The sequence below is a fragment of the Paenibacillus radicis (ex Gao et al. 2016) genome (assembly GCF_014641555.1).
Lineage (GTDB): Bacteria > Bacillota > Bacilli > Paenibacillales > Paenibacillaceae > Pristimantibacillus > Pristimantibacillus radicis.
Window position 1 is genome coordinate 15,989 of the sequence record NZ_BMHY01000009.1, and the last position, 13,741, is coordinate 29,729.

General features: G+C 53.0%; 16 protein-coding genes. 3 read left to right on the forward strand and 13 right to left on the reverse strand.

The annotated features are described in order from the left end of the window. Positions 1-48: 48 nt before the first annotated feature. Positions 49-414, reverse strand: coding sequence for an ArsR/SmtB family transcription factor (locus IEX98_RS20385; RefSeq protein ID WP_188891054.1), 366 nt, complete (start codon positions 412-414; stop codon positions 49-51). A gap of 187 nt (positions 415-601) precedes the next feature. Here IEX98_RS20385 and IEX98_RS29370 point away from each other — a divergent pair, with 187 nt between their 5' ends. Then, positions 602-733 (forward strand): hypothetical protein, encoded by a 132-nt coding sequence (locus IEX98_RS29370; RefSeq protein ID WP_268237838.1) that lies wholly within the window; start codon positions 602-604, stop codon positions 731-733. A 95-nt stretch (positions 734-828) separates the two neighbouring features. Here IEX98_RS29370 and IEX98_RS20390 read toward each other — a convergent pair whose 3' ends face one another. Then, positions 829-1,176: a c-type cytochrome gene (locus tag IEX98_RS20390; RefSeq protein WP_229692292.1), complete on the reverse strand. Its 348-nt coding sequence runs from the start codon at positions 1,174-1,176 to the stop codon at positions 829-831. A 90-nt stretch (positions 1,177-1,266) separates the two neighbouring features. After that, entirely contained in the window at positions 1,267-1,911 is a 645-nt protein-coding gene (locus IEX98_RS20395) for a response regulator transcription factor (RefSeq protein WP_188891055.1), read from the reverse strand. Positions 1,912-2,167: 256 nt separating this feature from the next. Between IEX98_RS20395 and IEX98_RS20400 the strand changes: the two genes are divergently transcribed. Together IEX98_RS20400 and IEX98_RS20405 are read left to right on the forward strand one after the other, a co-directional pair. Beyond that, positions 2,168-2,368 (forward strand): hypothetical protein, encoded by a 201-nt coding sequence (locus IEX98_RS20400; RefSeq protein ID WP_188891056.1) that lies wholly within the window; start codon positions 2,168-2,170, stop codon positions 2,366-2,368. Between the two features lie 140 nt (positions 2,369-2,508). Beyond that, on the forward strand, positions 2,509-3,102 hold the full coding sequence (locus IEX98_RS20405) for a hypothetical protein (RefSeq protein ID WP_188891057.1): 594 nt from the start codon (positions 2,509-2,511) through the stop codon (positions 3,100-3,102). A gap of 52 nt (positions 3,103-3,154) precedes the next feature. Here the strand turns inward: IEX98_RS20405 and add are convergent, their stop codons facing one another. From add to IEX98_RS20455, 10 genes are read right to left on the reverse strand one after another with little or no spacing between them, the layout of a single operon-like run. Further along, a complete protein-coding gene (gene add / locus IEX98_RS20410) occupies positions 3,155-4,186 on the reverse strand; it encodes an adenosine deaminase (RefSeq protein WP_188891058.1) in 1,032 nt (343 codons plus the stop codon). A gap of 38 nt (positions 4,187-4,224) precedes the next feature. Then, positions 4,225-5,472 (reverse strand): pyridoxal-phosphate-dependent aminotransferase family protein, encoded by a 1,248-nt coding sequence (locus IEX98_RS20415; protein WP_188891059.1) that lies wholly within the window; start codon positions 5,470-5,472, stop codon positions 4,225-4,227. After that, positions 5,469-6,713, reverse strand: coding sequence for an allantoate deiminase (allC, locus tag IEX98_RS20420; RefSeq protein WP_229692293.1), 1,245 nt, complete (start codon positions 6,711-6,713; stop codon positions 5,469-5,471). Before allC ends, IEX98_RS20415 begins: the two co-directional genes overlap by 4 nt. Before the next feature lie 8 nt (positions 6,714-6,721). After that, positions 6,722-8,107 carry an allantoinase gene (locus IEX98_RS20425; RefSeq protein WP_229692294.1) on the reverse strand — a complete coding sequence of 462 codons (1,386 nt, stop codon included), beginning with the start codon at positions 8,105-8,107 and terminating at the stop codon, positions 6,722-6,724. Positions 8,108-8,118: 11 nt separating this feature from the next. Beyond that, a complete protein-coding gene (gene uraH / locus IEX98_RS20430) occupies positions 8,119-8,496 on the reverse strand; it encodes a hydroxyisourate hydrolase (RefSeq protein ID WP_188891061.1) in 378 nt (125 codons plus the stop codon). Between the two features lie 50 nt (positions 8,497-8,546). Further along, the gene (gene uraD, locus IEX98_RS20435; RefSeq protein ID WP_229692295.1) at positions 8,547-9,044 is read right to left on the reverse strand and encodes a 2-oxo-4-hydroxy-4-carboxy-5-ureidoimidazoline decarboxylase; all 498 of its coding nucleotides are present in this window, start codon (positions 9,042-9,044) and stop codon (positions 8,547-8,549) included. Further along, the gene (locus tag IEX98_RS20440; RefSeq protein WP_188891063.1) at positions 9,041-9,538 is read right to left on the reverse strand and encodes a (2Fe-2S)-binding protein; all 498 of its coding nucleotides are present in this window, start codon (positions 9,536-9,538) and stop codon (positions 9,041-9,043) included. Before IEX98_RS20440 ends, uraD begins: the two co-directional genes overlap by 4 nt. Before the next feature lie 7 nt (positions 9,539-9,545). Next, the gene (gene pucD, locus IEX98_RS20445) at positions 9,546-11,840 is read right to left on the reverse strand and encodes a xanthine dehydrogenase subunit D (RefSeq protein ID WP_188891064.1); all 2,295 of its coding nucleotides are present in this window, start codon (positions 11,838-11,840) and stop codon (positions 9,546-9,548) included. Positions 11,841-11,849: 9 nt separating this feature from the next. Beyond that, positions 11,850-12,758: an FAD binding domain-containing protein gene (locus IEX98_RS20450; protein ID WP_188891065.1), complete on the reverse strand. Its 909-nt coding sequence runs from the start codon at positions 12,756-12,758 to the stop codon at positions 11,850-11,852. A 40-nt stretch (positions 12,759-12,798) separates the two neighbouring features. Continuing rightward, positions 12,799-13,728 carry an ABC transporter permease gene (locus tag IEX98_RS20455; protein ID WP_188891066.1) on the reverse strand — a complete coding sequence of 310 codons (930 nt, stop codon included), beginning with the start codon at positions 13,726-13,728 and terminating at the stop codon, positions 12,799-12,801. Positions 13,729-13,741: the final 13 nt, after the last annotated feature.

Consider the following 13,741-nt stretch of genomic DNA (forward strand, 5'->3'; position numbering starts at 1 on the left):
GGAAACGAGAAGGAGTCGCTGGTAGGAAGATCGATATTTATATTTATGTCAGCTATGATGCAAATGCTGCAGCGTTTGCGTAAAAATTTCTTTCACATGATCATCGTCCAACGAATAATAGACGGTTTTACCTGCTTTGCGCCGCTTCACTATGCGTACATTACGCAAATAGCGAAGCTGATGCGAGACCGCTGACTGCGCCATATCCAGCACGACGCACAGATCATGAACGCATAGCTCCTGTTCCAGCAGCGCATAGATCATTTTCACCCGGGTCGGATCGCCAAGCGCCTTGAACAGCTCGGCCAGCTCAACCGCCGTTTGTTCATCCACCCGAGCCTTAGTCAGGTTGTCGCCGTCCGGCTCCGTTCCGATACAGTTGTCCTCGCATTGCTCATCGATTAGTTTTTCCAATTGGCGCACCACCTTCATTTTTCCGTAGGCTTATTATATCAGAATGCTCTTCTCCTTGCTCAGGCGACGCAACAATTATTGTATCGTGAACATTCGATGACGATAATTGTTGAAAAATAGCCACTTTGAGTCATGAAACGATTTCTCTTTTTCTTTTATACTAGTTTGGAAAGGAGGCGATCAAGACATGGCAGCTGCATACATGACCCTTTTAGGCGCATTATTCGTATTCGGGGTGTTGTATTTGGTAGTGGCAGGCTCGAAAGCAATTCGTGACGATGATGAGTTGCAAGATGAGGCGCTCCGTTCTTTACACTAACTCCGATAAAATAAAAATGGCTATTATTTCCGTCATAAGAAATGAAAGAAGCGTCAAAGAGATCATAATCTCTCTGACGCTTCTCGGCGGTCTGACTAATGATGCTCCGACAGCCACTTGGCCAAACTTTGAATTTCGCTCTCAGACAATCTTCTGCCGAATGCCGGCATGCCGCCTTTCCCATTTGCAATGATAGCGGCGATCTGCTCCTCCGTCATCGTACTGCCGATATGCTGCAAACCAGGCCCGGATCGGCCGCCTTCCAACTCAACGCCATGACAAGACAAACACTGGTTTTTATAGAGCGTTTCCGCTGTATCATTGTTCGTCATGTGCAACTGATCATCGGCTTCATCATGTGCAACTGCCGCTTCGCTCCCGCATGCGGAAAGCACGGCGATAAACAAGAATGCACACAGCATCACAACGTATCCTTTATACATGTCCACTCCGCTCCATCCCGGCTTGTTCTCTTCTGCGTAATCGCTAGTTAGCATTGGCTATCTCTGGTCAATTTATTAGAAAGCCCTCCATTAAACGAAGCAGTAACCCCGCTCATACGCATATCGCGCAAGTTGAACCCGGTTGTCCAAATGCAGCTTCTGCAAAATATTCTTTAAATGATTTTTGACCGTATGCTCCGAAATGACCAGCTTCTTGGCAATGTCCCGATTCGCCAAGCCGTCAGCTACTAAACATAGAAGCTCCTTTTCTCTTGGAGTCAGCGGCGTATCTTCGTCGCGAGGCTCATAAGCAGGCGAGAAGCTATTCATAATACGTACTGCGAACTCTCTAGGCATAGGCTCGTCGTCCAATACGATCGCTCGCAAATATTCAAGCCAAGTGCCAGCGCTGAAATGCTTCACCAAATAGCCTTGCGCGCCGTTCTTCAACGCTTCAAAGAAATGAGTAATATCATCTGTGGCTGTTACCCAGACTATTTTGACAAACGGATATTCTAATTTGATCTTTTTAGTAGCATCTAAATCATCCGTTCTGCTCCTATCAACAGTCATTAAAATCAAATCCGGCAGCATCCGTTCCGCTGATTGAATGGCGTTTTGCCCGTTTTGGGCTTCGGCCACAATTTCGAATAAGGAATCCTTCTCAAGAACATTCCTCATTTCCTCTCGCGCATGGTGATGATCATCCACGATGAGGACCCGCACTTTCTGCATCGTCATCATCCCCTTCTCCATCTATGTCGTAGTCGTTGTAGCCATATGCGGATCATTCCCCTCATTATACGGACAATATTAGCCGAACAAATGCCTGTCAGAAGGAATCGGGTGACAAATGAGTGGCGTCCAAAGAACAAATTTGTGAATACCGCCAATTTATTAGATTTAGATAACGTCACCTGCCAGAGGTTTACTTCAAGTTGGTAAATAAGCTATTATTTGTATATATCGTCGAAACAGGAGGCGATCTTGAATGAAGCTTATTCGTCGTTTTTTTCTTGTCGTACTTAATTTGACCGGAGAGCTATGGATCGGTGCTTTTCACCGAACACCCGACTTCTACGACAAACATACCGCTTCTAAAACTAAAGCCGGCTATTTTGCATTCGTTGCTCTCGTTACAGTTGCCGTTGCCGGCATAGCAGTCTGGCTGTCTATCCGGGGCGCTGCATAACGGACAATGCCATTCCAACACGGCAGAATGAAAAAAGCGCAAGAATCAGGGGCTGAAGGCTCCTCGTTTCTTGCGCTTTGCGCTGTACGTATTACATCTCAGTTGGCGGAAATCTGATTCTTATTTTGCGGGGTGCAAGTATGACTAGAAAGTACGAACTAATTCTCGATATTGCAGGCGTGCTGGCCGCCAACTTTTCTCCCTTCTTTTGGAGAAAACTATCCGAAGACTACGATGTACCATACGATAGACTTACCCGATTTAAAAAAGAAATACGTGAAGAGCTGTGGACAGGAAAGCTTGCTGAAGCCGAGTTTTGGGAGCTGCTTTGCAAGCATTTCCCGGCAATTCATAGAGAACAGGCAAAAGATGTTCTTCTTTCAACTATTACTCCGCTGCCAGCTATTCAAAAAGTGCCGGAATGGAGCCAGTATGCAAATATCCATCTGTTAAGCAATCATCGTATCGAATGGATTCGACCGATTATAGACCCCATTAAAAAACATCTAAGCAGCATCACCCTATCGAGTCAGACCGGTTATTGTAAGCCTAATCCCCAAATCTATAAGCTCGTTCATAACAAGCTCCATCATTCAAACAACGTTTGGTTTGTAGATGACCAGAATAAAAATTTTAAAGAGGCATCATGGCTAGGATGGAATACCCGGCTGGCGGATGAAAACGGAGAATGGATACACGACATTACACAGCTTTTGACAACAGATACAAACTAATCGATTCTTTAAAAGCCTTACAACTATATGAATAAGTTGCAGTACGACGCCTCTATAGCCCTTGCTCTGCCAGTTGGCGGTTAACTCTCTCTATTAAACCGGTCTTCAAAGGCTCCTCAAGAAACGAAGCCTCCGCTCCGTTGCGAATGAGCTTGCCAATGTCTTGAAGAGTCAGTCCGCAATGCCTCATCAACATGATATATTCCAGCGTGATCGTCGTTCCCGATACCGTTAAGTTGTCGGTGTTCACTGTTACCGCTATACCGCTGTCCAAAAACCGTTTTAGAGGATATGCCTCCCAGGAGGAGACCGCCTTCGTCTGCATATTACTAATGGGACAAAGCTCCAGTGGCGTCCGTGTCGATCGCACCAATTCCATCGCTTCAGAGTGACCGTCAATCCGAACGCCGTGCCCAATTCGGACGGCGCCAAGATGAGCGATGGCTTCAATAACATTTTCCGCGCCTCCCGCTTCCCCGGCATGAATCGTTACGGGCAAGCCCAAGCGGCGGGCTAACTCGAATAACGGACGATGAAGCTTCGGCGGAAATCCTGCTTCATCACCGGCAAGATCAACAGCAGCTACCCCGTCTCCATATCGGCTGGCAGCGGCTCTAATGACGGCTTCATTACGGTCATAACGGTCATGCCGCATACAAATTACGATCGCTCTCGCAATGACACCGAATTGCCGCTCTCCGCGGCGCAAACCCTCGCGAACATGCCCGATGACATCCTCGACGCACAACCCCTCCTTCGTATGAAGAAGAGGCGCATATCTGACCTCTATATAGATGCAGCCTTGATTAGCGGCCTGTTCAACAACTTCAAATGCGACACGTTCCAACGCCTCCGCCGTTTGCAGAAACGGCAGCACGAAATCGAATTTGCTTAAATATTCGCGCAGATCGGCGCAATCCTCATCGATTTGCATTCGAGATAATAGATGATTACCTTCCGGGAGCGCTTTTCCCTGCTGATGAGCTAGCGCTCGAATCGTTTCCGGCTTTACGCTTCCATCCAGATGCAGATGAAGATCGATTTTCGGAAGCCGCTTCAGTTGCTCCACTCTTTTGTCATCCATCGCGCTATCGCTCCCTTCGCTTCTAGTTTGTTTAGAATCTATTCCCGCCTGCTCTTGTTTTCATAGACGTCGAGCGCAGCCTGTACGCCGGCTCCCGCTTTAAGAGAAGCACCCTGCCGGATGAGGACGGCTTCGAACGCCCCCAGCAGATGCAGCACGTTTTTCTGATTGCAGCTGTAGCCCATCGTTCCGATGCGCCATATCCGGCCTTTCAGCACCCCAAACGAACTGGCGATTTCAATACCGAATTGGTGGAGCAGCATGCTGCGAACCAAGTCCCCGTCCATTCCTTCCGGAATGGCGACACAGGTGACGACCGGCAGCTTGCAGGCTGGATCGCCGTAAAGAGGCAGACCCATCGCTTCAATGCCGGCGACAAGCGCCGCTTCATGGAGACGATGGCGTGCAAACCGTTCATCAAGCCCTTCGGCCAATACAAGGCGCAGCCCTTCCCGCAGCCCGTACAGCATGGACGTCATTTCGGTATGATGATTAAGCCTTGCGGGTCCCCAATAATCTTGAAGCTGACTAATGTCGAAGTAGTTGCTTTGTATAGCGGGTCTCGCAGCTTTATCCCAGTCTTCCCCACCGGGGGTACGGAGACCGCGTTCTACCTTTTTGCGAGCGGTGATTTTTCGCTCCGCGATATCGTTGTACGTAATAGGTGCCATTCCAGATGGGACGGACAAGCATTTTTGCGTACCGCCGATAACCGCGTCTATATGCCAAGCGTCCGTCTCTACCGGAACGCCGCCAATTGTAGCAACGGCATCGACGACAAACAAAACGCCAAGCTCTCTGCAAACCTTGCCGATTTCCTGCAGCGGCTGCATACGGCCAGTAGACGTTTCGCCATGCACTATCAGCACTAGCGCCGGCTTTTCACGTCTTATCACGGCAATTACCTCTTCCGGATCAAACACGCCTCCCCATTCTTTCTCCACGGCGATAACCTCTGCTCCGCATCTCTCCGCAATTTCATAGAGCAAATGGCCAAACCGGCCATAAATCGGCACTAGCGCTTTCTCACCCGGCTCGATCAGACTGGTCAGTACGGCCTCAATGCCCGATCTCGATGTGCCATCGACGGGAAAAGCCCATTGATTGTCCGTTCGGAACAGCAAACGAAGCATCTCCATCGTGTCGTTCATTAACGCCGTGAACTCGGGATCGAATTGACCAAGTATCGGATAGGACAGCGCCCGCAGCACTCTTGGATCTACCTCGACGGGGCCGGGTGTCATAATGGTGCGCGGTGAAGGCGATAGCTCTTGATATTGTTTCATGGCAATTTCCCCTCATAGGCTAACTCGTATAAAAACGCCGCAAGGACCGACACGCCGTCGGCAAGCTCTTCCGGCGACGTATATTCCAATGGCGAATGGCTAATTCCAGCCTTGCTTGGTACAAAAAGCATAGCAGTCGGACAAATGGCTGTAAATAACTGCGCATCATGACCAGCCCCGCTTGAAATGCGCCGGCAAGTCAATGATAAGTCCTGAGAAATCCGTTCCAAGCGGTCGGTTAAAGCCTGATGCATGGGCGCGGACTTTGCTTCAAGCCATGGCGAGATCGATACCTCCAGACCTCTCCATTTGGCGATTTCTTTGAATTTATCCAGTATCGATTCGCTGAACTGCTGCAATAGCTGTTCCTCGGAATGCCGGATATCGACCGTAAAGCCAACTGATCCCGGTATCACATTCGGCGTATTGGGCGCGCAATCAATTCTGCCGACCGTTGCTACCAACGGCTCGCCGCATATAATCGCATCAGCCTCCAGTTGCATAATCATCTCCGATACACCGAGCAGCGCATCCTTGCGCATATTCATCGGCGTAGTACCGGCATGATTGGCCTCTCCTTGCACGGTCACAGCATAACGCCGCTGGCCGACGATAGCGTCGACGATGCCTAGCCGTTTACGCTGTTTCTCCAGCACCGGCCCTTGCTCGATATGCAGCTCTACGAACGCGCCAATGTCGCTCCTTCTGCAATCGGGCAGATCAGCCCTGCCGAAGCCTGCTCCCTCCATCGCTTGCCGGAGACTGATTCCATCGCTGTCATATACGCCTTCGCCGCTGTCCCATTCATAGATACCGGTCGCGTTGCCGGATCCCCAGTAAGCAAGCGGAAAACGGCTTCCCTCCTCTTCGCAAAAGGAAACGAGCTCCAGCGTATGCAGCGGCTCGCCATACGTCTCCTTCAAGTAGGCAAGGGCAGCCAGCCCTGCTGCAATGCCATAAGTCCCGTCATAACGGCCCCCTGAGACGACAGAATCAATATGCGAGCCGGTCAGCACGACGGGAGCGTTGCGATTTGATCCCTCAAGCCGGCCGTATAAATTGCCGACGCGGTCCACACGAACATTCAGGCCCTGCTCCTTCATCCGATTTGATAAATATGCTTGCGCGTTTTGCCAAGCCTCCGAATAAAGCAGCCGGGTTACGCCGCCACTGCCGTCATGGCCGAATTCCGACAATTCGGCAAGAAGCTCCGATACGAATGCTGCTGTCTCCTGCTTCATCGGCGATCTCATCCTGACATCAGCCCCCGTCCCCGGAATCCGCCCTTCACCCCTTGACCTTCAACATACACAAGCTCTCCGCGCACAAGTGTCGCCGCCACTTTGCAATTGAATTGTTTTCCGGAATACGGACTATGCTTATGACGATAAAACAAATCCGCATCGCGAAGCGTATACGGGTGATCGGGATGAATAATAGCCAGATCGGCGTCCGAGCCGATAGCAATCGCTCCTTTTTGCGGATATAAGCCGAAACGCTTCGCCGGCCCTGCCGACATTAGTGCGGAAAGCTTATCGATCGCAATGCCCCTCTTGATCCACCCTTCGTGAAGGATCAGCTCCATGCTGCTCTGCGCACCAGATATGCCGCCCCATACATCGAAAAAGCTTCTGTCCTGTCCGAATTTCAGTTCAGGCGGACAAGGCGAATGATCCGACGCGATAATATCAAGCTTACCCTCGGCAATCAAACGCCACAGTCCTTCCTTCTGTTCGACGGTTCGTAGGGGCGGCGCACATTTGGCGACGGGCCCCTGCTCTGCCATATCCTCTTCGGTGAAGTATAAATAGTGCGGACATGTTTCCACGGTAACCTCTAGTCCATTAGCCTTCGCCCGGACAATCATTTCGACGGCCTCGACGGTGCTGATATGAACAAAATGGAGCGGACAGCCGGTAATTTCGGCGAACAGCAGAGCTTTGTTGACCGCCTCCAGCTCTGCGATCGGCGGCCTGGAGGCGATGAATGCTCGCGCATCCAGCCTCCCGGCAGCCACTGCTTCGGCAGCGAGATGCGCGGTGATGGAATCACTCTCCGCGTGGAGCGCTACGAAACCGCCCAGCTTCGCAATCCGCTTCATCCCTTCCAGCAGCGTCCAGTCGTCGGTTTCGCGAAACCGGCTCTCGCCTTCGCCTCCCGGACTGGACATAAACGCCTTGAAGCCAATAACGCCAGCCTTCGACATCGCCTCCAGCTGATCAAGCTTGCCCGGCATCAGCCCGCCCCAGAACAAATAATCGACGACTGAGCTTTGCGCCGCCCGCTCTTGTTTCAAACGCAAGACGTCTGGCGTTACGGTCGGCGGATTTCCATTCAGCGGCATATCCGCGTAGCTCGTAATCCCTCCGGCAGCAAGCGAGGCGGAGCCGCTCTCGAAGCCCTCCCAGTCATGTAAGCCCGGTTCATTGAAATGAACATGTATATCGATCATCCCGGGCAATACATAGCAGCCTTCCGCATCCATCACCTGTCCCGCCCACGGTTCGGAAGACGCCAGCGATTCGGATAAAGCGGCGATTTTCCCATCCGCTATTCCGATATCGAGCTTGCGCGTCCCGCCGGGCAGCACGACGGTTCCATTTTTAACAATCCGGTCAAATGGCCCATTCATCATGGATCAGCCTCCTAGCTTCCGCGATACGTACTATAGCCGCCGGGAGCAACTAGCAGCGGGATATGATAATGCTCTTGTACGTCATGAACATAGAACCGGATGGGGATGCGATCAAACAGCGGCCGACGGCCCTTTACCGCAAATGGATGATCACCTCGCAACAAGTAATCGCCTGCTGCAAAAACAATTTCATAGACGCCCCCTTGTATTCGCTGGCCTTGCAGCAGAGGGGCATCCAGCCTGCCATCGCTGTTCGTCTCCGACACGACGGCCAACTGGGGCGCCTCATTCTCTGCAATCCGCCATAGCTCGATCGCCATGCCGCCTACCGGTTTCCCCAACGAGACGTCCAGCACATGGGTCGTAATTTTACCGTTTGATGCTGACATATCGACAACCCCCTTATGCTCCTCCAGCTCCATTAGAACAATTACGGCAGCTACTCTTCTATGAGATCCCCTATCCGAAACGACGTAATTTTTGCAATATTTCTCATCGCTTCTTCTGCTTCTTGCTCGAGCGTATGGGTAAGCCGCTCCTGCAGCGCTGACCAGATTGCTGATTTATTGCTGCCGCGCACCGCATAGATGAAAGGAAACCCAAATCGCTCCATATACTGCCGGTTTGCAGCTGCGAACTCCTCGAATTCCTCCGGGGACAGCCGGTCAAGACCCGCCCCCTGCTGCTCGCGTGTCGAATACTCGCCGATACTGAGCCTCGTCGCCAAATCGGGATGCATTCGGAAAAAGGCATGAATCTGCGCCTCCGGCATTTCCTTAATGATGCGCAGCATCGTCTCATGAAGCTCAGAACGGCTCTGGAATGGCCTGAGTGCCCAGGCCGCCTCCGCCACCCATGGCGAGTTTTCGAATATAGCACCCAAAGCCAGAACAAATTCCGCTTGGGTCATTCCATTTACTTCCGATAACTGAATCAATATCCGTTCCTCCATTTCACAGCCTGCTTGATTGCTCTCTTAATGCCCCCGTATCCGGTACACCGGCATATGTTGCCAGAGAGCGCCTCTTCAATCTCATCCTCGTTGGGGTCGGGTGTATGCGACAACAACGCCTTTACCGTTATGACCATTCCCGGCGTGCAATAACCGCATTGAAAGCCGCCCTCCTCCAGAAAAGCACGCTGAACAGGGTCAAGCTCTCCCTCTCCTTCCTGCGCAACGCCTTCAACCGTCGTAATATGCTTGCCTGCGCATTGATAAGCCATCGCCAGACAAGCGTTTATCGGTGCTCCGTCGACGAGAACGATACACGCTCCGCACCTACCGATCTCACAGGAGCGCTTGGGACCGGTTAGTCCCAGCTCTTCCCGGAGAATGGCAAGCAGCCGCTTGGATGGCGCTACGTCAATCGTCATGTCTTGACCATTTACCATCAGATGCACAGCCGGTGCAGCATATTGATCCAGGCTCATCGCCGAGTCACCGCCTTTGCAAGAAAGATTCAATATCCTGTAATTGTAAAAGCTCCGGCTGTATGGGCAGCTTCGAGATCCGTACGCCGGTCGCAGCATGGACAGCTGATGCAATAGCCGGCGCAAGCGTAACGGAGCCTACCTCACCGATGCCCCTTGGACCGTACTGATCGAAATCCGGCAAATCCTCGATCGGCTCCACCTCAACCGTCCCGCGATGCTCCGCTATCGTAGGGACCAGATACGTATCCAGGTTTTTCGTCAAATACAATCCGTTCTCCATGACGGCCTCTTCGGTTAGCGTGAAACCAAGTGCCATACTGCTTCCGCCCTCGATCTGACCGAGAAAACCTTGCGGATTGATCACTGGACCTGCCGCCACGGCATGGTACTGATCCAGCAGCCGAACCCGCCCGGTCAGCCGGTTGACGCTGATTTTGACAGCGACTGCAGAGTACGTGTAGAGGAAATGCGCCCCTACGCGATCAACCGGCGAGGTTGGAAAGTGGAACCTCGTCGTACAGCTAATCCGCTCCTTGCTGTACATGGCAAGGTCTGCATAGGTGAGCAGCAGCATCTGCTCCTCCTGCTGCCAAATGCCGCCCTCCCCCAGCCTCAGCTTTGCCGCCGGCAATGCGAGAAGCCGGGACGCTGCCTCCAGCGCTTTCGCTTGAAACATAGGCCGTAAGTTTTGCAGCGACTTCCATAACATGCTCGTCGCCCGGGAAGCGGTTGTCGAGCCGCTGTCCGGCACGACGTCGGTATCGCCGATAATCATGCGGATATCGCTTGCAGCGAAGCCGAATTGCTCAATCAGCATCTGCTCCAGCGAAGCGAGAAGTCCTTGCCCAAATTCCTCATAGCCAAACACGGCCTCAATCCGGCCGTCCGCTGCAAGCGTAAGCCGGCCTCCTGCAGGATCGGGTATGCCGACGCCAAGACCGGCGCCATGCATCGTGAATGCGGCGCCATAGCCTATGCTGATCCATGGCTCCTCGCTCGTTGTCGCAGAGAATGAGGAGCCCATCCCTGCGGACGCACGCTCTTGCCATAATCGGCTTGCTTGGAGCGCTTGCCATACTTGCTGAGCGCCTTCCGTCGCGGCTATCGGCTGTCCGAACGGACCGGCATCATCCGGCATTCTCATATTGCGCAGCCGCAGCATCCACGGATCGATGCCTAGCTTTTCGGCAAGCCGGTCTAATTGTCCCTCCAGGGCAAAAATCGCCTGGTTGCCGCCAAAGCCCCGAAACTCCCCTGACATGCCGTTATTCGTAAACACAGATACGCCATCTACCTTGATATGCTCGTAGCGGTAAGGACCAATTACATGCTCTACCGCAAATCTCAGCACTTCCGCGCCAAGCGTAGCGTATGGACCGGTGTCTGCGATAATCGATACTTGATGAGCGATTAGCTTGCCGTTGCCGTCCACACCTGTCTTCATCGTAATTTTCATCGGATGACGCTTGAGTCCTGCTCTGACCGATTCCCAGCGGGAGTTGTGAATTTTCACCGGCCGGTTCGATGCAATGGCGAGCAGAGCGCCATAGGGCTGAACGTTTAGTTCGTCCTTGCCTCCGAAGGATCCGCCAATCGGACTGGAGACGATGCGAATATCGGCTTGCGGCATCGCCAAAATACGGGAAAGCTGCATCCGGTCCATAAACCCGTGCTGCGTCGGAGCGTAGACGTTTAATCGGCCGTCTTCGCCAAGCACGAACAAGCCGCCCTCCGTCTCCATGTACGTATGCATTTGCCGGGGTGTGCAGTATGTCTCCTCAACGATATGCGCGCAGCATTCAAATCCTCGCTGGGCCTCGCCTGCACAATATGCCGAGCGATGCAGCACATTTCCTTGAGGATGCAGCTGCGGAGATTCTGGAGCAAGTGCACGTTCGGCATCGTCAACCACTTCCAGAACCTCGTAATCGACCTCAATAAGCTCCAGTGCCAGCGCTGCCAGCTCCGCCGTGTCAGCAGCAACTGCCGCAACAGCATCGCCGATATAGCGGACGATGTCCTCGCAAAAAACAGGCTGATCCGGGACCGCGATTCCAAACCGGTTCAATCCGGGCACATCTGCCGCTGTCAGAACGGCATGCACGCCGGCTAGTTCCTTCGCTCTTTCTGTGCGAATCGCTTTGATACGGGCATGTGGATGCGGGCTCCGCAGCACACGTCCATAGAGCATGCCTTCCGCCGAGAAATCGGTTAAATAAGCCATGCTGCCTGTAACCTTGCCGGGACCGTCAGGGCGGACTCGCCAACGTTTGCCGCTATTGCTTCGATTCAACAGCATCGCCTTCGCCTACCTTTCCTCTGTCAGCCGCTTCGCTGCCTTCCATAGCTCGGATACGATCAAATTCGCCGCCGTTCGCCTGCGATAATCCGCCGAGGCAAATGAATCTCCCTTCGGTTTGAATTCTGCCAGCAGCGATTGGTAAACGACAGCAAGCGATGGGCTGTTACTCGGGTTTTCCATTAGCAGCGCTTCTGTATGCTCCAGCCTTCGCGGCCTCGTTTGACCGCCTCCTGCCGCTATTCGGATGTCTCGCCAAATGCCGTCATCGCCAAGTTGCCCGTTAATTGCAACGGTCACGACGGAAGGCGTGAACGCCTCGCGCCGGCCTACTTTATGATAAGCGAGAATTCGCTTCGTTTGCGAAATTGAAGTTTGCCGCGGAAGCTGTATCCCTACGAGCAGCCTTTCCTTCCACGCGCTTTGCAGTTGTTCCGCCTCAAGCCACTCCGTCAGCGCCTGATCTGTGATCCCCTGTTCAGTCCGCCATTGCAGAACGGAGTTGCAGGCCAGCAGAGCAGGGAGTGCATCCCCAACGGCCGAGACGATATTTCCTCCTAATGTCGCCAAGTTGCGCACAGAAGGTGCCGCAATGTTGCGGACCGCTTCCGTTAGGAGCGGATGGGCGGTCTGGAGCCCAAGATGACTGCGGCAGCTCGTCAACGTCGTCATCGGGCCAATTCGCCAATTGCCGTCTGCTTCATCATGGATGCCGTGAAGCTCGGCAATGCCGCTCAAATCAATCAAATATGCCGGGACCGGCGCAAGCCCCGACTCCCATTGCGTCCGAAGCAGCGTGCCGCCAGCAGTGTACGAGGCTGTCGCTCCCCACAGCCGCTTCATCTGCCAGGCCTCCTCCGCATGCTGCGGGTGTCGTACAAGCGGTTCTGCATGTAAGCTTTGCCTATTTGCACCCATGGTTCTGCCCCTCCTCCCGGCTTCCAGAATTGACTAATCGCTAGAAACGCTGCTCCCGAATATAAGGACTTCCTAGCGCTTCAGGAGCTCCCGACGGTTTGTTGCGGTTGCGCCAGCCCAGAAACATAAGAACAAGAATCGTCACGATATAAGGAATCATTTTTAAAAAATAAGACGGGATATCGCTCCCAATTAACTGTATGCGGAAACCTAGCGTATCTAGCGCACCAAAGAAATAAGCGCAAAATAAAGCGCGGACCGGATTCCATCTTGCGAAGATAATAAGTGCGACCGCGATCCAGCCTCTGCCCGCCGTTAAGCCTTCGATCCAGGTTGGCGAGTATACAAGCAGCATATCGGCGCCTGCCAGACCAATCAGCATGGAACCGGCGATGACATAGCTGTATCGCAGCGTCTGCACACGCAGCCCCATCACATCAGCTGTTGGCGGATTGTCGCCGATGGCCCGCAAATGCAAACCCCATGAAGTGCGATGAATATACAGATGCATGCCGATAACGAGCAGGAAGCTAAGCCATGTGAACAGATCAAGGTGAGCGAACATCGAGCCAACAACCGGAATCGGCTCCAGCCATGGCAGATCCAGCTTTGGGACGGCTCCCGTAACCGGCTGTCCTGCAATCGATTTACCCAAATAAGCGCTAAGCCCCGCCCCGAACAACGTCATGGCGAGTCCGCTGACAATCTGGTTTGCCCGAAGTGTCACGCATAGAAAGGCATGAATAACACCAAGAACAGCGCTGATGGCAAAGGTCGCTGCAATGGTTATACCCAGGCTTCCCGTATTCAAATAAGTGATGCAGGCGATAACGGCCCCCATCAGCATAAGCCCTTCTGCGCCAAGCTGAATGATGCCTGATCGCTCAATTAATATGCCGCCAAGCGTTGCGATGAGCAGCGGCGTGCCGGAGGAAACGGCGGCTACAAGCAATTGCGTAATAAGTTCCATACCGTTTGCGCCC

Coding starts and splice junctions, on each gene's coding strand:
- IEX98_RS29370 (WP_268237838.1), top strand. CDS start 602: ATGGCAGCTGCATACATGACCCTTTTAGGCGCATTATTCGTATTCGGG.
- IEX98_RS20390 (WP_229692292.1), bottom strand. CDS start 1,176: ATGTATAAAGGATACGTTGTGATGCTGTGTGCATTCTTGTTTATCGCC.
- IEX98_RS20395 (WP_188891055.1), bottom strand. CDS start 1,911: ATGCAGAAAGTGCGGGTCCTCATCGTGGATGATCATCACCATGCGCGA.
- IEX98_RS20400 (WP_188891056.1), top strand. CDS start 2,168: ATGAAGCTTATTCGTCGTTTTTTTCTTGTCGTACTTAATTTGACCGGA.
- IEX98_RS20405 (WP_188891057.1), top strand. CDS start 2,509: ATGACTAGAAAGTACGAACTAATTCTCGATATTGCAGGCGTGCTGGCC.
- add (WP_188891058.1), bottom strand. CDS start 4,186: ATGGATGACAAAAGAGTGGAGCAACTGAAGCGGCTTCCGAAAATCGAT.
- IEX98_RS20415 (WP_188891059.1), bottom strand. CDS start 5,472: ATGAAACAATATCAAGAGCTATCGCCTTCACCGCGCACCATTATGACA.
- allC (WP_229692293.1), bottom strand. CDS start 6,713: ATGAAGCAGGAGACAGCAGCATTCGTATCGGAGCTTCTTGCCGAATTG.
- IEX98_RS20425 (WP_229692294.1), bottom strand. CDS start 8,107: ATGATGAATGGGCCATTTGACCGGATTGTTAAAAATGGAACCGTCGTG.
- uraH (WP_188891061.1), bottom strand. CDS start 8,496: ATGTCAGCATCAAACGGTAAAATTACGACCCATGTGCTGGACGTCTCG.
- IEX98_RS20440 (WP_188891063.1), bottom strand. CDS start 9,538: ATGAGCCTGGATCAATATGCTGCACCGGCTGTGCATCTGATGGTAAAT.
- pucD (WP_188891064.1), bottom strand. CDS start 11,840: ATGCTGTTGAATCGAAGCAATAGCGGCAAACGTTGGCGAGTCCGCCCT.
- IEX98_RS20450 (WP_188891065.1), bottom strand. CDS start 12,758: ATGGGTGCAAATAGGCAAAGCTTACATGCAGAACCGCTTGTACGACAC.
- IEX98_RS20455 (WP_188891066.1), bottom strand. CDS start 13,728: ATGGAACTTATTACGCAATTGCTTGTAGCCGCCGTTTCCTCCGGCACG.